19 protein-coding genes are annotated in these 24,247 nt (G+C 62.6%); all 19 read left to right on the top strand.

What is annotated here, in order from left to right:
- Nucleotides 1–2 precede the first annotated feature (2 nt).
- Complete coding sequence (gene pilQ / locus QIW53_RS14710) at nucleotides 3–2,090, top strand: type IV pilus secretin PilQ (RefSeq protein ID WP_371050334.1); 2,088 nt, start codon at nucleotides 3–5, stop codon at nucleotides 2,088–2,090.
- Nucleotides 2,091–2,094: 4 nt separating this feature from the next.
- Entirely contained in the window at nucleotides 2,095–2,613 is a 519-nt protein-coding gene (gene aroK / locus QIW53_RS14705) for a shikimate kinase AroK (RefSeq protein ID WP_368556639.1), read from the top strand.
- Nucleotides 2,614–2,762: 149 nt separating this feature from the next.
- Nucleotides 2,763–3,863, top strand: a complete 1,101-nt coding sequence (aroB, locus tag QIW53_RS14700) for a 3-dehydroquinate synthase (RefSeq protein WP_371050332.1) — start codon at nucleotides 2,763–2,765, stop codon at nucleotides 3,861–3,863.
- 10 nt (nucleotides 3,864–3,873) lie between these two features.
- Nucleotides 3,874–5,469, top strand: coding sequence for an AAA family ATPase (locus QIW53_RS14695; RefSeq protein ID WP_371050331.1), 1,596 nt, complete (start codon nucleotides 3,874–3,876; stop codon nucleotides 5,467–5,469).
- Nucleotides 5,470–5,821: 352 nt separating this feature from the next.
- Nucleotides 5,822–10,267: a glutamate synthase large subunit gene (gene gltB, locus QIW53_RS14690; RefSeq protein ID WP_371050329.1), complete on the top strand. Its 4,446-nt coding sequence runs from the start codon at nucleotides 5,822–5,824 to the stop codon at nucleotides 10,265–10,267.
- Between the two features lie 33 nt (nucleotides 10,268–10,300).
- On the top strand, nucleotides 10,301–11,719 hold the full coding sequence (locus QIW53_RS14685) for an FAD-dependent oxidoreductase (RefSeq protein WP_371050328.1): 1,419 nt from the start codon (nucleotides 10,301–10,303) through the stop codon (nucleotides 11,717–11,719).
- A gap of 232 nt (nucleotides 11,720–11,951) precedes the next feature.
- Complete coding sequence (gene hemE, locus QIW53_RS14680) at nucleotides 11,952–13,019, top strand: uroporphyrinogen decarboxylase (protein ID WP_371050327.1); 1,068 nt, start codon at nucleotides 11,952–11,954, stop codon at nucleotides 13,017–13,019.
- Between the two features lie 226 nt (nucleotides 13,020–13,245).
- Nucleotides 13,246–14,712, top strand: a complete 1,467-nt coding sequence (gene gbpA / locus QIW53_RS14675) for an N-acetylglucosamine-binding protein GbpA (protein ID WP_371050326.1) — start codon at nucleotides 13,246–13,248, stop codon at nucleotides 14,710–14,712.
- Between the two features lie 181 nt (nucleotides 14,713–14,893).
- A complete protein-coding gene (locus QIW53_RS14670; RefSeq protein WP_371050324.1) occupies nucleotides 14,894–15,397 on the top strand; it encodes a type II secretion system protein N in 504 nt (167 codons plus the stop codon).
- Nucleotides 15,398–15,404: 7 nt separating this feature from the next.
- Nucleotides 15,405–17,333 (top strand): type II secretion system secretin GspD, encoded by a 1,929-nt coding sequence (gene gspD / locus QIW53_RS14665; RefSeq protein ID WP_371050323.1) that lies wholly within the window; start codon nucleotides 15,405–15,407, stop codon nucleotides 17,331–17,333.
- Nucleotides 17,330–18,802: a type II secretion system ATPase GspE gene (gspE, locus tag QIW53_RS14660; protein WP_371050322.1), complete on the top strand. Its 1,473-nt coding sequence runs from the start codon at nucleotides 17,330–17,332 to the stop codon at nucleotides 18,800–18,802. Before gspD ends, gspE begins: the two co-directional genes overlap by 4 nt.
- A 3-nt stretch (nucleotides 18,803–18,805) precedes the next feature.
- Entirely contained in the window at nucleotides 18,806–20,014 is a 1,209-nt protein-coding gene (gene gspF / locus QIW53_RS14655; RefSeq protein WP_371050321.1) for a type II secretion system inner membrane protein GspF, read from the top strand.
- A 3-nt stretch (nucleotides 20,015–20,017) separates the two neighbouring features.
- The gene (gspG, locus tag QIW53_RS14650) at nucleotides 20,018–20,476 is read left to right on the top strand and encodes a type II secretion system major pseudopilin GspG (RefSeq protein ID WP_371050320.1); all 459 of its coding nucleotides are present in this window, start codon (nucleotides 20,018–20,020) and stop codon (nucleotides 20,474–20,476) included.
- A 3-nt stretch (nucleotides 20,477–20,479) separates the two neighbouring features.
- Nucleotides 20,480–20,947, top strand: coding sequence for a type II secretion system minor pseudopilin GspH (gene gspH / locus QIW53_RS14645; RefSeq protein ID WP_371050319.1), 468 nt, complete (start codon nucleotides 20,480–20,482; stop codon nucleotides 20,945–20,947).
- The gene (gspI, locus tag QIW53_RS14640) at nucleotides 20,940–21,317 is read left to right on the top strand and encodes a type II secretion system minor pseudopilin GspI (RefSeq protein ID WP_371050318.1); all 378 of its coding nucleotides are present in this window, start codon (nucleotides 20,940–20,942) and stop codon (nucleotides 21,315–21,317) included. The genes gspH and gspI overlap by 8 nt, the downstream gene beginning before the upstream one ends.
- On the top strand, nucleotides 21,310–21,852 hold the full coding sequence (locus QIW53_RS14635) for a type II secretion system protein GspJ (RefSeq protein ID WP_371050317.1): 543 nt from the start codon (nucleotides 21,310–21,312) through the stop codon (nucleotides 21,850–21,852). Before gspI ends, QIW53_RS14635 begins: the two co-directional genes overlap by 8 nt.
- Nucleotides 21,849–22,700: a type II secretion system protein GspK gene (locus tag QIW53_RS14630; protein WP_371050316.1), complete on the top strand. Its 852-nt coding sequence runs from the start codon at nucleotides 21,849–21,851 to the stop codon at nucleotides 22,698–22,700. Before QIW53_RS14635 ends, QIW53_RS14630 begins: the two co-directional genes overlap by 4 nt.
- Nucleotides 22,697–23,803: a type II secretion system protein GspL gene (gspL, locus tag QIW53_RS14625; RefSeq protein WP_371050315.1), complete on the top strand. Its 1,107-nt coding sequence runs from the start codon at nucleotides 22,697–22,699 to the stop codon at nucleotides 23,801–23,803. The genes QIW53_RS14630 and gspL overlap by 4 nt, the downstream gene beginning before the upstream one ends.
- On the top strand, nucleotides 23,800–24,231 hold the full coding sequence (gspM, locus tag QIW53_RS14620; RefSeq protein ID WP_371050314.1) for a type II secretion system protein GspM: 432 nt from the start codon (nucleotides 23,800–23,802) through the stop codon (nucleotides 24,229–24,231). The genes gspL and gspM overlap by 4 nt, the downstream gene beginning before the upstream one ends.
- Nucleotides 24,232–24,247 lie beyond the last annotated feature (16 nt).

Below are 24,247 nucleotides of genomic sequence, written 5' to 3'. Positions count from 1 at the left end.
TAATGAACAGGATTTTCGCAACCTTCGGAATTTCGCTATGGATAGCGTTGATGTCACCGATGGTACAGGCGGCCAACCTCAAGGCGCTGGACGTGGCGGCGCTGCCGGGTGACCGTATCGAGTTGAAATTGTCTTTCGATGGGGCGCCCCCACAGCCCGAGGGCTATACGACCGAACAGCCGGCAAGGATTGCCCTGGACCTGCCCGGCGTCGTCAGCCAGCTGGCGAGCAAGACCCGTGACCTGGGCAGCGGCAATGCCCGCAGCGCCACAGTGGTCGAAGCCAAGGGGCGCACCCGGCTGATCATCAACCTGACCCAGTTGACGCCCTACACCGCCAGGGTCGAAGGTCATCAGGTGGTTGTGGTGATCGGGCGGGGTGCCAATACCCAGGCCGCTGCCCCCGCCGCCAGGCCCTCGCGGGCCGCCACGGCCACGGCGGCGCCGGCCAGAAACCCTGCGCCGGTGAGCAAGGCGATTCGCGGCGTGGATTTCCAGCGCGGCACCCAGGGCGAGGGCAACGTCGTCATCGACCTGTCCGATCCGTCCATCGCCCCGGACATCCAGGAGCGCGAGGGCAAGATTGTTCTGGGCTTCGCCAGGACCCAGCTGCCGGAACCCTTGCGGGTGCGCCTGGACGTCAAGGATTTCGCCACGCCTGTGCAATTCGTCAACGCCAGCGCCACGGGCGACCGGGCGAACATCGTCATCGAGCCCAGCGGGGCGTTCGACTATTCGACCTATCAGACCGACAACAAGCTGACCGTCAGCATCCGCCCGATGACTGTCGATGATTTGCAGAAGCGCAACGCCGAGCGTTTTGCCTATAGCGGCGAAAAGCTCTCGCTGAATTTCCAGGACATCGACGTGCGCTCGGTGCTGCAACTGATCGCCGACTTCACCAACCTCAACCTGGTCGCCAGCGATACGGTGCAGGGCGGTATCACCCTGCGCCTGCAGAACGTGCCCTGGGATCAGGCGCTCGACCTGGTGCTCAAGACCAAGGGGCTGGACAAGCGCAAGATCGGTAATGTGTTGCTGGTGGCCCCGGCCGACGAGATTGCCGCCCGCGAGCGCCAGGAGCTGGAGTCGCAAAAGCAGATCGCCGAGCTGGCGCCGTTGCGTCGGGAGCTGCTGCAGGTCAATTACGCCAAGGCGGCGGATATCGCCAAGTTGTTCCAGTCGGTGACCAGTGCCGAGGCAAAGGTCGACGAGCGTGGATCGATCACCGTCGACGAGCGGACCAACAACATCATTGCCTACCAGACCCAGGACCGTCTCGACGAACTGCGAAGGATCGTTGCGCAACTGGATATCCCGGTGCGCCAGGTCATGATCGAGGCCCGGATCGTCGAAGCCAACGTCGACTACGACAAGAGCCTGGGCGTGCGCTGGGGTGGCTCGGTGCAGAACAAGGGTAACTGGAACACGTCCGGTGTCAGCAATGGTGCCAATGCCTCGTCGACCATCGGCACGCCGGGCAGCACCAGCACCAATTCGCCGTTCGTCGACATGGGCACTTCGGCCAACACTTCGGGGATCGGCATCGCCTTCATCACCGATAACGTGCTGTTGGACCTCGAACTGACCGCCATGGAAAAAACCGGCAACGGCGAAATCGTCTCCCAGCCCAAGGTGGTCACGTCCGACAAGGAGACCGCGAAAATCCTCAAGGGTACCGAGATTCCTTACCAGGAGGCCGCTTCCAGCGGTGCCACCTCGGTATCGTTCAAGGAGGCCTCGCTGTCGCTGGAAGTGACGCCGCAGATCACGCCGGACAACCGGATCATCATGGAGGTCAAGGTCACCAAGGACGAACCGGACTACCTCAACAAAGTGCAGGATGTACCGCCGATCAAGAAAAACGAGGTCAACGCCAAGGTTCTGGTCAACGACGGCGAGACCATCGTGATCGGTGGGGTTTTCTCAAATACTCAGAGCAAGGTCGTAGATAAGGTGCCATTTCTTGGCGATGTGCCGTATCTTGGCCGCCTTTTCCGGCGTGACGTGGTTTCGGAGAAAAAATCCGAGCTGCTGGTCTTTCTCACTCCGCGTATCATGAACAATCAGGCGATTGCTGTGAGTCATTGATTCTGTGCGAAATTTGATTCTTGTTGGACCGATGGGGGCTGGAAAGAGCACCATCGGCCGGTTGCTGGCCAAAGAGCTGCGCCTGCCGTTCAAAGATTCCGATAAGGAAATTGAATTGCGCACGGGCGCGAATATCCCGTGGATTTTCGACAAGGAAGGCGAACCGGGCTTCCGCGACCGCGAGCAGGCGATGATTGCCGAGCTGTGTGGCTGCGATGGCGTGGTGCTGGCGACCGGCGGCGGTGCCGTCATGCGTGAAGCCAATCGTCGGGCGCTGCATGCCGGTGGTCGGGTGGTGTATCTGCATGCGTCGGTCGAGCAGCAGGTCGGTCGCACGGCCCGGGATCGCAATCGACCCCTGCTGCGTACCGCCGATCCGGCCAAGACCCTGCGGGATTTACTGGAGTTGCGCGATCCGCTGTACCGGGAGATTGCTGACCTGGTGGTGGAAACCGACGAGCGACCACCGCGAATGGTCGTACTCGACATTCTCGAGCGCCTGAACCAGCTACCGCCCCGTTAAAGCGCAGCGCGAAATGCGCTATCCTCGGCGTCCTGCCGCGACCACCGGGTTGTGGCGCACGGCTACCAAACGGCGTCACACCAGCAGATGCCGTGGACATTCGATAACAACAGGCAGGACGCCTGATTCCATCTTCACTGTGGGGACACATGCAGACACTCAAGGTCGATCTAGGCGAGCGCAGCTACCCGATTCACATTGGCGAAGGTTTGTTGGATCAACCCGAGCTGCTGGCCCCGCATATTCGCGGACGGCAAGTGGCGATCATCTCCAACGAAACCGTTGCGCCGCTCTATCTCGAACGTCTGACCCGCAGCCTGGCACAGTTCTCGGTCATTTCGGTGGTGTTGCCCGATGGCGAAGCCTTCAAGAACTGGGAAACCCTGCAACTGATTTTCGATGGCCTGTTGACCGCGCGCCATGATCGCCGCACCACGGTCATCGCCCTCGGCGGCGGCGTGATCGGTGACATGGCCGGCTTTGCTGCCGCCTGCTACCAGCGTGGCGTCGACTTCATCCAGGTCCCGACCACGCTGCTGTCGCAGGTCGACTCGTCGGTGGGCGGCAAGACCGGGATCAACCATCCGCTGGGCAAGAACATGGTCGGGGCTTTCTATCAGCCGAATGTGGTGCTGATCGATACCGCCTCCCTCAATACCTTGCCGGCCCGCGAGTTGTCCGCCGGCTTGGCGGAGGTCATCAAGTACGGGCTGATTTGCGACGAGCCGTTCCTGGCCTGGCTGGAAGAGAATATCGACCGCCTGCGCGCCCTGGACCAGGTCGCGTTGACCTATGCGATCGAGCGTTCCTGCGCGGCCAAGGCGGCCGTGGTCGGTGCCGATGAGAAGGAAACCGGCGTTCGTGCCACGTTGAACCTCGGCCACACCTTCGGCCACGCCATCGAAACCCACATGGGGTATGGTGTGTGGCTGCATGGCGAGGCCGTCGCTGCTGGCACCGTAATGGCGTTGGAGATGTCCGCGCGCCTGGGCTGGATCAGCGAGCAGGAGCGCGATCGCGGCATCCGCCTGTTCCAGCGAGCCGGCCTGCCGGTCATCCCGCCAGAAGAGATGACTGAAGCCGATTTTCTCGAACACATGGCAATTGACAAGAAAGTGATCGACGGTCGTTTGCGCCTGGTGCTGCTGCGCCACATGGGCGAAGCGGTGGTGACCGACGATTATCCGAAAGAGGTTCTACAGGCCACGCTGGGAGCGGATTACCGCGCCCTGGCTCAGCTTAAAGGTTGATAAGATCCCGATGACCAGTTTGCATGCCGACGAGGCTTTCCTCGGCCATTACCAGTTAAGTCACGACCCTTTCGCGCCACGGGTGCCTGGCTTCAAGTTTTTCCCGGCCCAACGCAAGCCGGTGCTGGGCCAATTGCACCACCTGGCCCGCTACAGCCAGTTGTTGCTGGTGGTCACCGGGCCGCAGGGCAGCGGTAAAACCCTGCTGCGCCAGGCGCTGGTGGCCAGCACGAACAAGCAGTCGGTGCAGAGCGTGGTGGTTTCCGCGCGCGGTGCCGGCGATGCGGCGGGCGTGCTGCGCCAGGTGGCGCAGGCGCTGAATGTCGAGCAGGCCGAGATCGGCCCGATCCTGGCTCAGGTCGTGCAGTTGGCGCTGACCGGACAGGAAGTCTACTTGCTGGTGGATGACGCCGAGCAGCTCGACGAATCCGCGCTGGAGGCCTTGATGGAGCTGGCGGCGGGTGCTCCCGAGGGGCGACCGCACGTGTTCCTGTTCGGCGAGTCATCGCTGATTGCCCAGCTTGAGTCGTTGAACCTCGAAGAAGAGCGCTTTCACGTCATCGAACTGCAGCCTTACACCGAAGAAGAGACGCGCGAGTATCTGGACCAGCGGCTTGAGGGCGCGGGGCGCGGCGTCGAACTTTTCACCGCCGATCAGATCTCTGATATTCACGAAAGCTCCGACGGTTGGCCTGGCAACATCAATCAGGTCGCCCGCGATGCAATGATCGAAGCCATGATTGCCAGCCGCTCAGCGGTGAAGCGTCCAACGATGGGGTTCAACATGCCGAAGAAACACGTATTGGCGATTTCCGCCGTCGTCGTGGTTGCGGTGGCCGCCGCCTGGTTGATGCCAGGTCGCAGCAAGGCACCGACCACCGGCGCACCCGCCAACGAACAGGCGCAACTGCCACTCGGCCAGGGTACGCCGCAACCCAACGGTGGCGGTGCGCCCGCCGTTGAATTCGCCGGTAACTCGCAACCGATGCCATTGCCGTTGGTCGGTAATTCGCAACCGGTCATGCGCGGCCCGCTCGCCGAAGCGGCCGGCGGTATTACCGAAGGCGACGATGGCGTGCCGGTCGAGGGCTCCAGCAACACGCCGCCGACCGTGACCACCACCGCGCCGCCTGAAGGTGTCCCGGCAGGTCCTGCACCGACACCGACCGCCAAGCCGTTGCCTGCGCCGACCCAGGTGGCAACCGCCAAGCCGGTGCCGACCGCCCCTGCCGCCAAGCCGGCGCCTGCTCCAGCCAAGCCAGCCGCTGTCGCCACGGCCAAGCCGGCCGAGAAACCGGTCGCCACCGCCAAGGCGGCAGGCGGCTCCTGGTACGCCGGCCAGCCGACCAGCAATTACGTGGTGCAGATCCTGGGCACCAGTTCCGAAGCGACCGCGCAAAACTTCGTCAAGGAGCAGGGCGGCGAGTACCGTTATTTCAAGAAAGTCCTCAACGGCAAGCCGCTTTATGTGATCACCTACGGCAACTTCGCCAACCGCGATGCAGCCGTATCTGCCATCAAGGCCTTGCCAGCGAAGGTTCAGGCTGGTAAACCTTGGCCTCGGACTGTCGCCAGCGTCCAACAGGAACTGGCTGCAACTCGCTGATGATTCGGCGGCCTTACCCAGGCCGCCTCTCCCGGCACCTCAAAATTTCTGCAAGCGCGCGCGCTGGCCCTGGAGGCCGCGTGCCTTGTGGTGTCTGCGTCACAGTAGTCTTTGAGTCAGTGCGGTCGAAATTAAAAAAGTTTTGACTAGCACAGCATATCGTTTTAAACCTTTCACAAATGCGACATAGATTTGCGACATTTCGTCGTCAAATTTGTGAGCCTCCGTGTCGGTGTGTACAATGACCTCCCTTTTGCCCCTGCAAAGCTGGCGTACGTTCGGCGCGGATGGCAAGTGGTTGAATTGAAAAGAAATTTGCTTCGTCAAGAGGCAGCCTGGTGAGAAAGTGTCTATGAAAGCAGGTCTGTACCAACCAGATGAATTCAAGGATAACTGTGGTTTCGGCCTGATAGCCCATATGCAGGGCGAGCCCAGTCATACCCTTTTGCAAACGGCCATCGAGGCCCTGACCTGCATGACCCACCGCGGTGGGATCAACGCCGACGGCAAGACCGGTGACGGTTGCGGTCTGCTGATTCAAAAGCCGGATGTGTTCCTGCGCGCGACCGCCCAGGAAGCCTTCGGCGTCGAACTGCCCAAGCAATATGCCGTGGGCATGGTCTTCTTCAACCAGGACCCTGCACGCGCCGAAGCCGCTCGCGAGAACATGAACCGCGAGATCCTGGCCGAAGGCCTGACGCTGATCGGCTGGCGCAAAGTGCCGATCGATACCAGCGTGCTCGGCCGCCTGGCCCTTGAGCGCCTGCCGCAGATCGAGCAGGTATTCATCGGCGGTGAAGGCCTGAACGACCAGGACATGGCGGTCAAGCTGTTCAGCGCCCGTCGTCGTTCGTCCGTTGCCAACGCCGCTGACGTCGATCACTACATCTGCAGCTTTTCCCACAAGACCATCATTTACAAAGGCCTGATGATGCCGGCGGATTTGACCGCCTTCTATCCGGACCTCAGCGATGAGCGCCTGCAAACCTCGATTTGCGTTTTCCACCAGCGCTTTTCCACCAACACCCTGCCGAAATGGCCGCTGGCTCAGCCATTCCGCTTCCTCGCTCACAACGGCGAGATCAACACCATTACCGGCAACCGCAACTGGGCCCAGGCCCGTCGCACCAAGTTCACCAATGATCTGATGGATCTGGAAGAACTCGGCCCGCTGGTCAACCGCGTCGGTTCCGACTCATCGAGCATGGACAACATGCTCGAACTGATGGTCACCGGTGGCATCGACCTGTTCCGTGGCGTGCGGATGATCATTCCGCCAGCGTGGCAGAACGTCGAAACCATGGACCCGGACCTGCGCGCGTTCTACGAATACAACTCGATGCACATGGAGCCGTGGGACGGTCCGGCCGGCGTGGTCATGACCGACGGTCGCTACGCCGTGTGCCTGCTCGACCGTAACGGTCTGCGCCCGGCGCGCTGGGTCACCACCAAGAACGGTTTCATCACCCTGGCTTCGGAAATCGGTGTCTGGAACTACCAGCCTGAAGACGTGATCGCCAAAGGTCGTGTCGGTCCTGGCCAGATCTTTGCCGTAGACACCGAAACCGGGCAGATCCTCGACACCGACGCCATCGACAACCGCCTGAAGTCCCGTCATCCGTACAAGCAATGGCTGCGCAAGAACGCCCTGCGCATCCAGGCCACCATGGAAGACAACGACCACGGTTCGGCTTTCTACGATGTCGACCAGCTCAAGCAGTACATGAAGATGTACCAGGTCACGTTCGAAGAGCGCGACCAGGTACTGCGTCCGCTCGGCGAGCAGGGCTACGAAGCCGTGGGTTCGATGGGCGACGATACGCCGATGGCCGTGCTGTCCCAGCGCGTGCGCACGCCGTACGACTATTTCCGCCAGCAGTTCGCCCAGGTCACCAACCCGCCGATCGACCCGCTGCGTGAAGCCATCGTCATGTCGCTGGAGATCTGCCTCGGTGCCGAGCGCAACATCTTCCAGGAGTCGCCGGAACACGCCTCGCGCGTGATTCTCAGCTCGCCGGTCATTTCCCCGGCCAAGTGGCGCTCGCTGATGAACCTCGATCGTCCGGGCTTCGAACGCCAGATCATCGACCTCAACTACGACGAGAGCGTCGGTCTCGAAGCGGCCGTGCGCAACGTCGCCGATCAGGCCGAGGAAGCCGTGCGGGCCGGTCGTACCCAGATCGTCCTGAGCGACCGCCACATCGCACCGGGCAAGTTGCCGATCCACGCGTCCCTGGCGACCGGCGCGGTGCACCACCGCCTGACCGAAAAAGGCCTGCGTTGCGATTCCAACATCCTGGTGGAAACCGCGACCGCTCGCGATCCGCACCACTTTGCCGTGCTGATCGGTTTCGGCGCCTCGGCGGTGTACCCGTTCCTGGCTTACGAAGTGCTGGGCGACCTGATCCGTACCGGTGAAGTGCTGGGCGACCTCTATGAGGTGTTCAAGAACTACCGCAAAGGCATCACCAAGGGCCTGTTGAAGATCCTGTCGAAGATGGGCATCTCGACCATCGCCTCGTACCGTGGCGCTCAGCTGTTCGAAGCCATCGGCCTGTCCGAAGAAGTGTGCGACCTGAGCTTCCGTGGCGTGCCAAGCCGCATCAAGGGCGCGCGTTTCGTCGACATCGAGGCCGAGCAGAAAGCCCTGGCGGTCGAAGCCTGGAGCCCGCGCAAGCCGATCCAGCAGGGCGGCCTGCTGAAGTTCGTCCACGGTGGCGAGTACCACGCGTACAACCCGGACGTGGTCAACACCCTGCAAGCCGCTGTGCAGCAGGGCGACTACAGCAAGTTCAAGGAATACACGACGCTGGTGGACAATCGTCCGGTGTCGATGATCCGCGACCTGTTCAAGGTCAAAACCCTGGACACGCCGCTGGACATCAGCGAGGTCGAGCCGCTGGAGTCGGTGCTCAAGCGCTTCGATTCCGCAGGCATCTCCCTGGGCGCCCTGTCGCCGGAAGCCCACGAAGCCCTGGCCGAAGCCATGAACCGCCTCGGTGCGCGTTCCAACTCCGGTGAAGGCGGCGAAGACCCGGCCCGCTACGGCACCATCAAGAGCTCGAAAATCAAACAGGTCGCCACCGGCCGCTTCGGTGTGACCCCGGAATACCTGGTCAATGCCGAAGTGCTGCAGATCAAGGTTGCCCAGGGCGCCAAGCCCGGCGAAGGCGGTCAACTGCCAGGCGGCAAGGTCAACGGCCTGATTGCCAAGCTGCGTTATGCGGTACCGGGCGTGACCCTGATTTCGCCACCGCCGCACCACGACATCTACTCCATCGAAGACTTGTCGCAGCTGATTTTCGACCTGAAACAGGTCAATCCGCAGGCGCTGGTCTCGGTGAAGCTGGTGGCTGAAGCCGGTGTCGGCACCATCGCTGCCGGTGTGGCCAAGGCCTACGCGGACTTGATCACCATCTCCGGCTATGACGGCGGCACCGGCGCTTCGCCACTGACCTCGATCAAATACGCCGGCGCACCGTGGGAGCTCGGCCTGGCCGAAACCCACCAGACCCTGCGTGGCAACGACCTGCGCGGCAAGGTGCGGGTGCAGACCGACGGAGGCCTGAAAACCGGCCTCGACGTGATCAAGGCTGCGATCCTCGGTGCGGAAAGCTTCGGTTTCGGCACCGCACCCATGATCGCGCTGGGCTGCAAATACCTGCGTATCTGTCACCTGAACAACTGCGCCACCGGCGTCGCGACCCAGAACGACAAGCTGCGCAAGGATCACTACATCGGTACCGTCGACATGGTGGTGAACTTCTTCACTTATGTCGCCGAAGAAACCCGTGAGTGGCTGGCCAAGCTGGGCGTGCGCTCCCTCGAAGAGCTGATCGGTCGTACCGATCTGCTGGAAGTTCTCGAAGGCCAGACCGCCAAGCAGCATCACCTGGACCTGACGCCGTTGCTCGGCAGTGACCATGTCCCGGCGGACAAGCCGCAGTTCTGTGGTGTGGAACGCAACCCGCCGTTCGACAAGGGCCTGCTGGCTGAAAAAATGGTCGAGATGGCCACTTCGGCCATCAACGACAAGAGCGGCGCCGAGTTCTCGCTGGATATCTGCAACTGCGACCGTTCCATCGGTGCACGGATCTCCGGTGAAATCGCGCGCAAGTACGGCAACCAGGGCATGGCCAGCGCGCCGATCACCTTCCGCTTCAAGGGCACGGCCGGCCAGAGTTTCGGCGTGTGGAACGCCGGCGGCCTGAACCTGTACCTGGAAGGCGACGCCAACGACTATGTCGGCAAGGGCATGACGGGCGGCAAGCTGGTCATCGTTCCGCCGAAGGGCAGCGCCTACCGGACTCAGGACAGTGCCATCGTCGGCAACACCTGCCTGTACGGCGCCACGGGCGGAAAGCTGTTCGCCGCCGGTACTGCAGGCGAGCGTTTCGCGGTGCGTAACTCCGGCGCCCACACCGTGGTCGAAGGCACGGGTGATCACTGCTGCGAGTACATGACCGGTGGTTTCGTCTGCGTTCTGGGCAAGACCGGTTACAACTTTGGTTCTGGCATGACCGGTGGTTTCGCCTACGTGCTCGACCAGGACAACACCTTCGTTGACCGGGTCAACCACGAACTGGTGGAAATCCAGCGGATCAGCGGTGAAGCGATGGAAGCCTATCGCAGCCACCTGCAGCACGTGCTGAACGAGTACGTCGAAGAGACCGATAGCGAGTGGGGTCGTGAACTCGCCGAGAACCTCGATGATTACTTGCGTCGTTTCTGGCTGGTCAAGCCGAAGGCGGCCAACCTGAAATCGCTGCTTTCCAGCACCCGTGCCAACCCGCAGTGATATGCGCCTGAAGAGTTTGATGAGGTTTTAACAATGGCTGAACGTCTGAGTAACGACTTCCAGTTCATCGATGTCGGGCGCAAAGATCCGAAGAAGAAACTGTTGCGTCAACGCAAGAAAGAGTTCGTGGAGATCTACGAACCCTTCAAACCCCAGCAGTCGGCCGATCAGGCCCACCGCTGCCTGGGGTGTGGCAACCCGTATTGCGAATGGAAGTGCCCGGTGCACAACTTCATTCCGAACTGGCTGAAACTGGTGGCCGAGGGCAACATCCTCCAGGCGGCCGAGCTGTCGCACCAGACCAACACCCTGCCGGAAGTCTGCGGCCGGGTGTGCCCGCAGGATCGACTGTGCGAGGGTGCCTGCACCCTCAACGACGGTTTTGGCGCGGTGACCATCGGTTCGGTCGAGAAGTACATCACCGACACCGCGTTCGCCATGGGCTGGCGCCCGGACATGTCCAAGGTCAAGCCGACCGGCAAGCGCGTCGCGATCATCGGTGCGGGCCCGGCGGGCCTGGGCTGTGCCGACGTGCTGGTGCGCGGCGGCGTGACCCCGGTGGTGTTCGACAAGAACCCGGAAATCGGCGGTCTGCTGACCTTCGGCATCCCTGAGTTCAAGCTGGAAAAGACCGTGCTGAGCAATCGCCGCGAAGTCTTCAGCGGCATGGGCATCGAATTCCGCCTCAACACCGAGGTCGGCAAGGACGTGACCATGGAGCAACTGCTCGAAGAATACGATGCCGTGTTCATGGGCATGGGCACCTACACCTACATGAAGGGCGGCTTTGCCGGTGAGGACCTGCCGGGGGTGTACGACGCCCTGGATTTCCTGATCGCCAACGTCAACCGCAATCTGGGCTTTGAGAAGTCGCCGGAAGACTTCGTCGACATGAAAGGCAAGAAGGTGGTGGTGCTCGGTGGCGGCGATACGGCGATGGACTGCAACCGTACTTCGATCCGCCAGGGTGCCAAATCGGTGACCTGTGCCTATCGTCGTGACGAAGCGAACATGCCCGGCTCGCGCAAGGAAGTGAAGAACGCCAAGGAAGAGGGCGTGAAGTTCCTCTACAACCGTCAGCCGATCGCCATCGTCGGTGAAGACAAGGTCGAGGGCGTGAAAGTGGTCGAGACCCGTCTCGGCGAGCCGGATGCCCGTGGCCGTCGCAGCCCCGAGCCGATCCCGGGTTCCGAAGAGATCATCCCGGCCGACGCCGTGGTCATCGCGTTCGGCTTCCGCCCGAGCCCGGCGCCGTGGTTCGAGCAGTTCAGCATCCAGACCGACAGCCAGGGCCGCGTCGTGGCACCGGAGCAGGGTCAGTACAAGCACCAGACCAGCAACCCGAAAATCTTCGCCGGTGGCGACATGGTGCGCGGGTCCGACCTGGTGGTGACGGCGATCTTCGAGGGCCGCAATGCGGCTGAAGGGATTCTGGATTACCTGGGCGTTTAAGCCTCGACTGCAGTAACCCTGTGGGAGCGGGCTTGCTCGCGAAGGCGGCGTATCAGTCACCCGATGTGTTGATCGATATGTCGCATTCGCGAGCAAGCCCGCTCCCACATTGGTTTTGCAGTGGCTGTAAAAACCGCGACAAATTGCCCCTATAGACAAAAGGCGCCGCTCTTGCCGTGCCTTTTGCGTCAAGCTCTGAGAAAATGCCCGCACTTTTTTTCCGGATGCCGACATGACTGCCCTGAAGAACGACCGTTTCCTTCGCGCCCTGCTCAAGCAACCCGTAGACGTCACGCCTGTGTGGATGATGCGTCAGGCCGGTCGCTACCTGCCTGAATACCGCGCCAGCCGAGCCCAGGCCGGTGACTTCATGAGCCTGTGCATGAACCCGGCGTTCGCTTGCGAAGTCACGCTGCAACCGCTCGACCGTTACCCGCAACTGGACGCGGCGATCCTGTTCTCCGACATCCTCACCATTCCGGATGCCATGGGCCAAGGCCTGTATTTCGAAACCGGCGAGGGCCCGCGCTTCAAGAAAGTCGTCAGTACCCTGGCCGACATCGAAGCCTTGCCGATTCCTGATCCGCACAAGGACCTCGGCTACGTTATGGACGCGGTCAGCACCATCCGCCGTGAACTCAACGGTCGTGTGCCGCTGATCGGTTTCTCCGGCAGCCCCTGGACCCTGGCCACCTACATGGTCGAAGGCGGCTCGTCGAAAGACTTCCGCAAGACCAAGGCCATGCTCTACGACAACCCGCACGCCATGCACCTGCTGCTGGACAAGCTCGCGCAGTCGGTCACCAGCTACCTCAACGGTCAGATCAAGGCCGGCGCGCAGGCCGTGCAGATTTTCGACACCTGGGGCGGCAACCTGTCGGCGGCGGCCTACCAGGAGTTCTCCCTGGCCTACATGAAAAAAATCGTCAGCGGCCTGATCCGCGAGCACGAAGGTCGCAAGGTGCCGGTGATCCTGTTCACCAAAAACGGTGGCCTGTGGCTGGAAAGCATTGCCGACGCCGGTGCCGACGCGCTGGGTCTGGACTGGACGTGCGACATCGGCAACGCCCGTGCCCGTGTTGGCGACAAGGTTGCCCTGCAAGGCAACATGGACCCGACCGTGCTGTACGCCAAGCCTGAGGCGATTCGCACCGAAGTCGGCCGCATCCTGGCCAGCTACGGCAAGGGCAGCGGCCACGTGTTCAACCTCGGTCACGGCATCACCCCGGAAGTCGATCCGGAGCATGCGGGCGCGTTCCTGCGCGCGGTGCACGAGTTGTCGGCGCAGTATCACGAGTAGTTCGTTCTTGTGACGAAAAAGCCTGTCCTGGTTTGCGCCGGACAGGCTTTTTTGTGTCTGCCGCCGTCGCATACACCTGTAGGAGCGAGCATGCTCGCTCCTACAGGGACGGGGTGTGTCGAACAAGCAGATCAATTCCCTGAACGCACAGATTTGTCCTACATAGAAACCCGGTCCGCCTCGTTAAGGTTCCAGATTCTTGTCCTGAGCAGTCTGGAACCCAATGATGAAAACAACGATTTACAAGCGCGGCACGTTCTCGGCGTGCACGTCTTCAATGGTCCTGTTATCGGCAATGCTGGCGTCTCAAACCGTTTCAGCCCATGGCTATCTTGAAGTGCCGCCTTCGCGTGCGCTGCTTTGCCAGAAAGGCTTGAACACCAACTGTGGTGGCGCTCAATACGAACCGCAAAGTGTGGGCGAAACCTTCAAAGGGTTCCCTGCCGGTGTGGGTGGAGCGCCTAACCAGGGGCCGGTCGACGGCAAGATCGCGAGCGGCGGCCACGCCCTGTTCTCGGCGCTGGATGCGCAGTCGGCCACCCGCTGGCACCTGAACGAAATCAAGGACCGCAACCTTGATTTCCAGTGGCGCTACACCGCTTCTCACCCGGCCACCAAGCATGAGTATTTCATCACTCGCAACGGGTGGAACCCCAACGAGTCGCTGCAACGCGCGACCTTCGAAAGCACCCCGTTCTGCACCGTCGATGGCTGGCATCAACTGCCGGTGTCGGGCGCCAAGCACAACTGCAATATTCCGGCGGACAAATCCGGCCAGCATGTGATTCTGGCGATCTGGACGGTCGGCGATACCGACGCGGCGTTCTACAACGCGACGGACGTGAACATCATCGCTGAAGCCGAGTTGCCGGGTGGCTGGTCTTCCGTGGGCGGCATTGCACCCTCGACGACACTGCTGGTCGGCGACAAGGTCAAGGCCCGGGCGTTTTCGGCCAGCGGCGAGAGTTCGGATTACAGCGTTGAAATCTCTATCGATACGGCCGAGGAAGGCAAGCCGAACAACTGGTCGTTCAAACTGGCAGAGAAGATCAACAAGGCACACACGCTGATCCGCGCGGGTATCCGTGATGATAACGGCAGCATCGAGCCGGTCCGTGGCAACAACACCCTGTACGCCCAGAAGGACAGTGGCGTGACCCGTTACGAAGTGCAACTGGACATGAAGGAAGACACGGCGGCGCGCATGTCGGTGGCTTCCCAGCAAGCCGAATACGTTCTGGTGAAAGGTTCGGCGAAGGTCGATTTCGGCATGATCACCAACCGCAAGATGAACGTCGAAGCGACCCTGTTCGACGAGAACAACAAGCCTGTCGGATCGACTTCGGCGCAGGTCGAAAACGGTGGAACGACCCTGACCCTGGATGTGCGCAGCAACCCGGGCAAGCACACCCTGACACTGGTCGGCACCACCCTGGATGGTCGCACCACTCGCCAGGACACCCAGACCACCATCATGACCGGCGAAGGCGCTGGCGCCGAGCATGACTTCGTGTTCCCCGATGGCCTCGGCGAGTACACCGCCGGGACCAAGGTGCTGCAACCCAAGACCAATGAGGTCTTCCAGTGCAAGCCATTCCCCGAGTCCGGTTATTGCAAGCAGTACAGCCCGTCGGCCAACGGCTTCGAGCCAGGTGTCGGTGCTCACTGGCACATGAGCTGGAACAAGCTGTAAACCCTCGTCGCAGCACTTCAGGCGCAACCTTCGGGTTGCGCTTGAAGTGAACCGTTTGCTGAATTCGAGCCGAATCATCGGCCCATACGGTTTCGTGTTCCTCATGCCCGTCCCGCGAGCATGAGGTTTTTTGCTTCTGTGGAAGAACGCCCATGGCTGGCTTTTACTTTGGAATTTATCGATGTTTCGGCGCCTTTTTTCCATCGGTTTGTTGATGTTGTGCATGGGTTACGCAGCCTTCCTGGCGTGGCAGGAGCGGGGTTATCGCGAGGGACTCGCGGCGCCCTTGCCGGCTGCTGCCCCTGCGTCGGTACCGGCCGTGCCTGCGCCGCTGGACACCACCGCCGTTGCCACCGTGCTCGGCCTGGCGGCCGCCACCCCAATGCAGCCCAGTGCCGAGGCCCTGTCGTTGCAGGCCAGCTTCGTTTCTGCCGACGGACTCTCCAAGGCGTTGCTGGCCGGTGCTGAGGGCGCGCGGATTTACACCGTCGGCGATGAGTTGCCGGGCGGCAGCGTGCTGCGCCGTGTCGAGGCGAATCGAGTGGTGCTGTGGAACAAGGGGCGCGAAGAAGTGCTGACGTTGCAGACGTCGGCCGTGCGATTCCTGCATCGCGCCGAGGATCAACCCGAGGCCCCCGCTCCTTCTACACGTTACCTACGCCCGCGTGTCGGGCAGCCAGAGTGAATACCCGATGAACAGCTTCACCAGCACGCCTGTCTTGCGTGCTCTTCTCTTCCTCGCCTGCCTGGCGACCGCGCTTTTTCACGGCGAGCTGCAGGCCGGGGAGGAAAAATGGCAACTGGCGATGAACAATGCCGAACTGCGGGACATCGTCGAAGAAATCTCGAGCATTCTGGGCACCACCGTGGTGCTCGATCCACGCGTCTCGGGACGCATCACCGTACTGTCTCGCCAGGCCCTCGATCGCGAAGGCGTACGTCGGCTGTTTTACTCGGTGCTCGATGCCCACAATTTCACGGTCATCGACGAGGGTGACCGGATTCTCATCACCCCGGTGACCGAAGCGAAAACCCGTGCCGGTCAGAGCACGGCAAAAAACACCACAGGGTCGCAGTTCATCACCCAGGTGATCGAACTCAACACCAGCCACGCCGCCGACCTGGCCGGTCTGGTGCGACCGCTGGTCTCGGCCAACGGTTATGTCGGCCCGTCTGTGTCGGCCAATGCGCTGGTGGTCACGGACACGTCAGCCAATGTGGCGCGTATTGCCAAGGTGGTGCGTCAACTGGATTCGGGCCAGAACAACCTGCATTCGGTCATGCAACTGCAGCATGCCCAGGCCGCCGACGTCCTGACGATCATCGAGTCGTCGCTGGGCAAGCGCAATGCCGAGGCGGCCATCCAGGTGCTCGCCGACAGCCGCACCAACCGCCTGATCTTCGTCGGCCCGCCAGCGGTTCGTCAGCGCCTGCTCGACCTGGGCCGCAGCCTGGACACGCCCGCCACGGCCTCCGTCGACAACGCCCGGGTGATTCGCCTGCGTCACAGCGACGCCAAGCAACTGGCCGAGATCCTCGACATGATGGGGCAGACCCGGAAACAGGCCTCGAGCCTGGGCAGCGCCAAGGACAACCCGGCCAGTGCGGCGTTCATGATCAAGGCGGACGAGAGCCAGAACGCGCTGGTGCTGATCGCCGAGCCGGCGCACATCCGAATGGTCGAGAACATCGTCGCTCAACTGGACCAGCCGCGTGCGCAGGTGCTGATCCACGCCGCCATCGTCGAGATTTCCGGGGATATCAGCGAAGCCGTCGGTGTGCAGTGGGGGCTCAATACGGGCGACGCCAAGGGGTTCATCAATTTCTCCCGCACCGATCTCCCGATCGTCGGCGGCTTGAATTTCAATGAAAAGAAATCCGCCCCGGACGGCGCGATACTGCACCTGGGCAGTGACCGCTTCGGCGCATTGATCACCGCGCTGGCCAGCAATACCCACAGCAATCTGCTGTCCACCCCGAGCCTGTTGACCCTGGACAATCAGCAAGCGGAAATCATCGTCGGCCAGAACGTGCCGTTCAAGACCGGCTCCTACGCCACCAACAGCAGCGGCGCGGACAACCCCTTCACCACGGTCGAGCGCAAGGATGTCGGCATCAGCCTGAAGATCAAGCCCTACATCAACGAAGGCGCGACCTTGCGCCTGGAGGTGGAGCAGGAAGTCTCGGACATTGCTCCGTCGGCCACCGGTATCGCTTCTTCCGACCTGATCACCAACAAGCGTGCCCTCAAGAGCACCATCCTGGCGGATGATGGCGAGATCATTGTCATCGGTGGCCTGATCCGCGACAGCGTCAACACCCAGCGCAGCGGCGTGCCACTGCTGCGCGATATTCCCTACCTGGGTGCGCTGTTTCGCTGGAGCCGCGATACGCACATCAAAAGCAACCTGATGGTGTTCCTGCGCCCGACCATCGTGCGCAGCAAGGAAGACCTGGCCGGGGTCAGCCAGCAGCGTTACAACGCACTGCGCACGTTGAGCCAGCCAGGCGCGCACGAAAACAATTCGCTGCTGCTGCCGGCCGAGGCGCGCCAGTTGTTCGACCAGCCCGCTGAATCGCCGGTGTTCGATTTGCGCAAGCCGGGGGCGAGCAAACCATGAGCGAAGTCATCGACCCGCTGCCGTTCGGTTTCGCCCGGCGTTTCGGCGTTTTGCTGGCGTGCGAGGACACCGTGCCGAGCCTGGTGCTGCGAGCCGATGCGCCGCTGACGGCGCTGTCGGAAGCGCGACGGCGGTGTGGAAGGGACCTGCCGATCCGTGTGCTGGAGGCCGAAGCGTTCGCCGCGCGCCTGGCTACCGTTTACCGTGACGGCCAGAGCGCGGCGAAGCAGGTGGCTCAGGGGCTCGATGACGAACTCGATCTGCTGCGCCTGGTCGATCAGGTGCCACAAACCGCCGACTTGCTGGAGCAGCAGGGCGATGCGCCAATCATCCGCCTGATCAACGCGCTGCTCAGCGAAGCGGTGCGCGAACAGGCCTCCGACGTGCACCTGGAAACTTTCGAGCAGGCGCTGTCGGTGCGCATGCGCATCGACGGTCAATTGCGTGAAGTGCTCAGGCCGCGACGGGAACTGGCGACCTTGCTGGTGTCGCGGATCAAGGTCATGGCACGTCTGGATATCGCCGAAAAACGCATTCCCCAGGATGGTCGGATGGCCCTGCGCCTGGCCGGGCATGAAGTGGATGTACGGGTCTCGACCCTGCCGTCTGCCCATGGCGAGCGGGTGGTGCTGCGTTTGCTCGACAAGCAGGCCGGACGCCTGGATCTGCAACGCCTGGGCATGCCGGATGACACCTTGGTCGCCTTGCGTCAACTGCTGGCCAGGCCCCACGGCATTCTGTTGGTGACCGGCCCCACCGGTTCGGGAAAGACCACCAGCCTCTACGCCGCGTTGAGCAGCCTGAACGACCAGACACGCAACATTCTCACGGTCGAAGACCCCATCGAATATCACCTGCCGGGTGTGGGGCAGATGCCGGTCAATCCGAAAGTGGACATGACCTTCGCCCGTGGCTTGCGCGCCATTCTGCGCCAGGACCCGGACGTGGTGATGGTCGGTGAAATCCGTGATCGCGAGACCGCGCAAATCGCGGTTCAGGCCTCGTTGACCGGGCATCTGGTGCTCTCGACCTTGCACACCAACAGCGCCGCTGGCGCGGTGACTCGGCTGCTGGACATGGGCGTGGATGCCTACCTGCTGGCGTCGTCACTGGTGGGCATTCTGGCCCAGCGTCTGCTGCGCACCCTGTGCCCGCAGTGCAAGGCGCCGTACGACGCCGATGCCGACACCTGTCAGCGCCTGGGGTTGGAGGCGATGGCATCTGTGCAACTGTTCCGCGCCGTGGGCTGCGAGCACTGCCAGCATGGTTATCGCGGGCGAATCGGTATCTATGAATTGCTCAGTGTCAGCCCGGCGGTGTCGGCGCTGATCCACCGAGGCGCCGGTGAGCGGGCCTTGATCGAGCAGGCGCGGCAGGTGTCACGCAGCCTGTTCCAGGATGGACGGCAACGGGTACTCGACGGCGTGACCAGCGTCGACGAGCTGCTGCGCGTCACCCGGGAGGATTGATCCGTGCCGACCTTCGACTACCAGGCTGAAGATGCTCAGGGCTCGCGCTGCAAGGGGCGGCTGGAGGCCGACAGTCCGAGGCATGCCCGCCAGCTGATGCGCGAGCGTGGCTTGTGGCCGCGTGAATTGAATGAAGTGCGCGTGGGGATCGTCAGGGGTGCGCAACCCCGTGGCGCAGGCCTGAGCGCGGCTGAACTGGCACTGTTGACCTTGCAATTGTCGACCCTGGTGCAGGCCGGTCTGCCCCTGGAGGAGGCACTGCAAGCCGTCACCCGACAAAGTGCCAGGCGCAGGGTCGCGGGCCTGTTGTCGTCGGTCCGCAGCCGGGTCATGGAAGGGCATGCACTGTCCACCGCGCTGGGGCAGTTTCCCAAGGCATTTCCCGAACTGTATTGCGCCACCGTCGCTGCGGGCGAGCGTTCGGGACACCTGGGCCAGGTGCTGGAGCAATTGGCGGGCTACACCCAGGCGCGTCAGGCCTCGCGCCAGAAAATCCAGATGGCGCTGGTGTACCCGCTGATCCTGATGCTGGCCAGTGTGGCGATCGTTGGTTTTCTGCTCGGTTACGTGGTGCCGGACGTGGTGAAGATCTTTATCGACAGCGGCCAGCCGCTGCCCTGGCTGACGCAGGCGCTGATCGGCGCAAGCGACGGTCTGCGTGAACATTTCCTGGCCCTGATTGCCGGGCTGGCGCTGTCGATCGGTGTGTGTCGCTGGAGTGTACGCCAGCCGCTCTGGCGCCTGCGCTGGCACCGACTGGCGTTGCAACTGCCGGTAGCTGGCGACGTGTTGCGGGCGATGGAGGCCGCGCGGTTCGCCAGTACCCTGGCGATCCTTGGCAAAAGTGCCGTGCCGCTGGTGGACGCGCTGGAAATCGCTGCGGCCGTCATCGGCAACCTGACCATCAGGGCGCGCATGGCCGACGTTGCCCGTTCGGTACGCGAGGGCGGGACCTTGACCCGGGGCCTGGAACTCAGCGGCGACATCCCGCCGATGATGCTGCACATGATCGCCAGCGGTGAACGCGCCGGCGAACTCGATCGCATGCTGGTGCAGGCCGCCGAACAACAGGAAAACACCCTGGCGGCGCGTATCGCACTGGTCGTGAGTTTATTCGAGCCGGCCATGCTGGTGCTGATGGGTGGCGTCGTGCTGCTGATCGTGATGGCCATTCTTCTACCGATTCTCAGCCTCAACCAATGGGTGAATTGATCCATGCAACGTTTACATAACCGCTCGTCCCGCAGGCAACGTGGTTTTACCCTGATCGAAATCATGGTGGTGGTCGTGATCATCGGCGTGCTCGGGGCCATCGTGGTGCCGCAGTTCATGAGTCGTCCCGATCAGGCCAAGGTCACCGCCGCGAAGATCGACATCCAGGCCATTTCCACCGCGCTGGAAATATACCGCCTCGACAACTTTCAATACCCGTCGACGCAACAGGGCCTGATGGCCTTGAGCAAACCTCCCTCGGGTCTGCCGGCGGCCAGAAACTGGAACCCCCAGGGTTACCTGAAAAACCTGCCGGTCGACCCCTGGGGTTCGCCTTACCAGTTCCTCAACCCTGGCGTGCAGTCGGGCGAGGGCGGCTTCGACTTGTACTCCCTGGGTTCCGATGGCGTGGTCGGTGGCGAAGGGCATGCGGCTGATATCGGCAATTGGACGGCTGACTGATTCATGCGCCTGGGGTGTCGGGGGTTCACTTTGCTCGAAATGATGATCGTGATCGTGCTGATCGGCGCGCTGCTGGGCATGGTCAGGCTTGCCACGGGGCCGGATCCGCAGCGTCAGGCCCGCTATCAGGTGCAGGCGCTGGCGGGGATGATCGAACAACTGCGCGAACGGGCCGTGCGGGACGGTCAGGAATACGGCATACGCCTGAGCGACAGCGGCTATCGCGCGATGCGTCTCGAGGCACGGGAATGGAAGCCGATGGCCGCGCTTGAGCGATGGCCCGACGGTCTGCGCGTGGAACTTGATCAGGACGGGTTTCCCCTGAAGCTGGGCGCTGATGCAGGATTGCCGCAAGTGCTGATGCTCAGCAGCGATGAAACCAGCGTCTTCAACCTGACCTTCAGGGTTCGGGGGCGCACACTCCTGCGCCTGTCCAGCGATGGCCCGGGAGAGGTGGTCATCGATGGTTGAGGGCGGGTCGTGGGCGCGTCGACGCGGTTTCACCCTGCTCGAAATCATGGTCGCCCTGGCAGTCTTCTCTACGCTCGCGGCCGCCGTGTTGTCCGCCAGCCAGTACGTCGTGAAGCAAACGGGCGCGGTCGAGGAACGGCTCTTCGCCGCCTGGCTGGCCGATAACCTGCTCAACGAACTGCGCTTGCAGCCCACGTTGCCTATGGGCCAACAGCAACGTGTCGTGTCCATGGATCGTCGCGACTGGCGGCTGCGCCAGCACGTCAGTGCATCGGCTGACGCGCAACTGTTGACGGTCGATATCGAGGTCAGCGGGCTCGGGCCAATCCTGCACCAGACCCGTGGCTGGATACCCGTTCGTCATGAATAGGCAGAGCGGTTTCACCTTGCTGGAGCTGGTGATCGCCCTGGCGATCTTTGCCTTGCTTGGTCTGGCCAGTTGGGGCTTGTTCGACGGTGTGGTACGCGTACAGCAAGGCACCACCGCCCACGAACGTGAATTCAGACGTCTGCAGCGGGCGGTGGCGGTGATCGAGCGCGACCTGATTCAAGTGACCGCGCAGCAGGTCGCGCTGGGACAGGGACAGTTGCAGTTTCAGCGCAGCCATTGGCGCAATCCGCTGGACCAACCCCGCAGCGAGCGACAGACCCTGACCTACCGGCTCGACAACGGCGTGCTGTGGCGTGAGAGCCTGGGTGAGGGCTCGCCGATCCTGCAGCGGCAGAAACTGTTCGAGGATGTTCGGGTGCTGAGCTGGCGTGTGTTCGATCCTCGAGTCGGCTGGCGCAGTGAGTGGCCGTCCGCTGGCGAGGGGAATGCACCGCTGGCCGTGGAGCTGCACCTGTCGGTGGGGCGGTTCGACGGGATCAGGCGAGTGCTGCTGTTGCCGGGAGCGTTGCCATGAGCCGGCGCCAACGGGGGATCGCCCTGGTCAGTGTGCTGCTGGTCATGAGCCTGGCCCTGCTGATGACCAGCGGTTTGCTGCGCAGCCATCGGCTGTCGCTGCAAAACACTGGCCTCGCAGTGCAGCAGGTTCACGTGCGCCAACTCGCGGTGGCCGGGGAAGCCTGGGCCCTTTTGCAACTGCAGGCGGCGGCGCGCAGCTCGGAAAAAACCGTCGACCTGACCCAGGACTGGGCCCGAAAGACGCCCGACTTCGACGTCGGCGACGCTCAACTGCATGTCGCCATCGAAGACCTTGCCGGGCGCTTCAACCTCAACGCCCTGTTGAACCAGGGCCGAATTGATCCGATCACCCTCAAGCGCTGGGAGCGCTTGCTTGAACGGCTCGATCTGGCGCCGCTGTCCCTCGATCAGGTCGGCCCCCTGAACGAGCTGAGCCAGTTGCGGCTGCTGCCGGGGGTCGACGGCCACCTGCTGCGTCAACTGGAACCCTGGGTCGCCGTGCTGCCCACCGACGCCGCGCTGAACATCAACACCGCTCCGGCGTTGCTGCTCAGAGCGCTGGATGACGTGGAAGCCGCGACGGTCGAGGCGCTTGTTCGCCAGCGTTCGACCCAAGCCTGGCCCAGCGCTCAGGCCTTTGCCCACGATCCGTTGCTCGCCGGCACAGGCCTGAGCAGTCATGGGCTGGGGGTCGGCAGTCGCTGGTTTCGCATCACCGTGCAGGTCACCCGAGGGCAGAGCCGGCTGCGGCTGGCCACCGATGTCGAACGCGACAGCGATACGCCGCGATTCAAGGTCCTGCAACGACGACTTCTTCCTTCGAACGCCGACGAGACACCGCGATGAACACCTGGCTTTACCTGACCACCGAAGGCCTGCCCCATGCTTCGATCGACTGGCCAGCCTGCTGCTGGTCGGCGACCGGACAACGCCAGTTCATGCCGTTGAGCCAGGCTGCGCAAGCACTGAGCGGACGAGCGATCGATCTGATATTGCCCATGGAACTGTGCAGTTGGGTGCGCACCGAACCCTGGCCGTCCAGACGCCAACCGGGGGCGCAGGCCATTGCGTATGCGGTGGAAGATCAACTGGCCGACGCGCTGGAAAACGTCCACCTGGGCATAGGGGCGCGTGGCAAGGACGGGCGTTATCCAGTGATGGTGATCGACCGCGCACGCTTTGCGTCGGTGCTGGAGTTGCTGGCGCAAGTTGGCATCAAGGTTCGTTCGGTCTTTGTCGATGCGGATGTGTTGCCCGGGGCCGAGCCGATGGCCGTCCGCTGGTTCGGCCGATGGCTGATCGGCGGTGGGCAACCGGCTCGCGTGGCGTTCTCGGATGAGGGGATTTCACTGCACAAGCCGCTGCTGCCGGCGGATACCCGCTGGATCGATGAACGCCACGAAGCGGTCGCCATCGATCCGAGCCTGACCTTGCATCGTTCCCAGGCCATCAACCTGCTGCAAGGTGACTTCGCCGTGCGCAATCGTCGTCTGCCCTGGCGTTTCGGCGGTGGCGTTTTGCTGGTGCTGCTATTGCTGACCTGGGGCGCCAGCGTGATGCGAATCGATTTCCTCGAAGGCGAAATTCGTCGGCTGCACGGCGACAACGAGCAACGGTTCAGGACGCTTTTCCCTGACCAGACCCACATCGTCGATCTGGCGGCGCAGCTCAAGGGGTTGCAGAGCCAGACGGTTGAACCGCAGAGGACCCGCATCGTCGGTCTGGTGAGCCTGATCGAGCAAACCATCGGTGCGAGCCCTGTGGACGTTCGGCGCATCGAGTTTCGGGCGGGCGAGGGCTGGAGGATCCAGTTGACCTCCAACAGTTTTGCCGAGCTTGAACAATTGCGCGAACGCGGTCGACAGCAAGGCATGCCGATCAGGCTCGACAGTGCGAGCAAGGAGCGTGATCGCGTGCTGGCGACGCTGACCCTGGAGGACAAGACATGAAGGCTGCCTGGCAACGCCTGTCCATTCGCGAGCGGCGCCTGCTTCTGGCCATGGTTTCCCTGGTGCTGGGCGCGCTGGCGTTCAGCCTGATATGGCAACCCGTTCGCCAGCGTCTGCCAGTCGTCGAGCGCCAGTATCAGCAACAGGTGGCCCTGGCGAACCAATTGCAACGCGCACAGCCGCAGCATTTGGTTGCGCAGGTCTCCGATCAGCCGTTGTCATTGCGCATCAGTGACAGCGCTGCGGCGGCGGGGCTCGAACTGCAACAGATGGACAGCGACAGCGAGCTGTTGCGTCTGACTGTCAGCGGGGACGTCACCAAATTGCTGCATTGGCTGGATCATGCCGAGCGTCATGGCGCCGCCCTGCAGTCCCTCACCCTGGAAAAACGCGACGCGGTGCTGGAGGCGCGGGTGGTGTTCAGGTAACCCGATCGCCCGGCAA

Origin of the sequence: Pseudomonas fluorescens, from assembly GCF_041354075.1 — a bacterium.
Lineage (GTDB): Bacteria > Pseudomonadota > Gammaproteobacteria > Pseudomonadales > Pseudomonadaceae > Aquipseudomonas > Aquipseudomonas fluorescens_CE.
Note: the sequence above shows the minus strand (reverse complement) of the source record. Positions and strands in the feature narration are given on the sequence as shown.